The 486-nt window shown below is 48.4% G+C and carries 1 protein-coding gene; it reads right to left on the minus strand.

What is annotated here, in order from left to right:
* Nucleotides 1–187: 187 nt before the first annotated feature.
* Nucleotides 188–486 (minus strand): lipoprotein (locus RMT89_RS41045; RefSeq protein ID WP_315888850.1); only part of this gene is annotated, 299 nt, incomplete at its 5' end.

The following is a 486-nucleotide window of genomic DNA, read 5'->3' on the forward strand; positions in this document are numbered from 1 at the left end:
ACAGATGTACGTGTTACGCAGACGGAATACACATGACAAGTGATAACAGGATATTCCTGTCGCGCCATGAGACTTTTTCACAGATTTTGCTAACAAATACTTTCCCGCCAGGAAATGCAACAAGTTCACCTCAGCCAGCTACGATTTTCATCGTAGACCTGACTGAGGTTCCATTGAACTTCACGGCTTAGCAACGGCAGCGGCCAATAGCAGCGGTAGCGCGGAACTCTCTGCTACCGTCTGCGCCGACTTCCGGCTTGTTGAACTCACGGAGCGTACCGCAGGCGCTGAGCGAAAGGGCAATGACGATGGCGGTAATGATCTTCTTCATGATGTAGTCCTGTTGGTTGGTGAGCTCATATTGCAGTAAAGATAAAAATCTATCAACACCATATATAGAACGCTGTGCAAACAAAAAGGGAGCCAATCGGCTCCCGTATTTTACCCAATCGTACTGAATCGCCTTCTGTACGGCATCTGATAGCC

Source organism: Streptomyces sp. P17, from assembly GCF_032436805.1.
Classification (GTDB): Bacteria; Actinomycetota; Actinomycetes; order Streptomycetales; family Streptomycetaceae; genus Streptomyces.